The following is a 231-nucleotide window of genomic DNA, read 5'->3' on the forward strand; positions in this document are numbered from 1 at the left end:
GTACTCCTTTTCCTATTTGGAACCAGTCTGTTGTTCCATGTCCAGTTCTAACTGTTGCTTCCTGACCTGCATACAGATTTCTCAAGAGGCAGGTCAGGTGGTCTGGTATTCCCATCTCTTTCAGAATTTTCCACAGTTTATTGTGATCCACACAGTCAAAGGCTTTGGCATAGTCAATAAAGCAGAAATAGATGTTTTTCTGGAACTCTCTTGCTTTTTCCATGATCCAGC

1 protein-coding gene is annotated in these 231 nt (G+C 42.0%); it reads right to left on the reverse strand.

Annotated elements, in window-relative coordinates:
• Positions 1 to 231 (reverse strand): RNA-dependent RNA polymerase family protein (locus PKE85_RS17665; protein WP_271205007.1); only part of this gene is annotated, 231 nt, incomplete at both ends.

This window comes from Methylopila jiangsuensis (genome assembly GCF_027922305.1).
Taxonomy (GTDB): Bacteria; Pseudomonadota; Alphaproteobacteria; order Rhizobiales; family Methylopilaceae; genus Methylopila; species Methylopila jiangsuensis.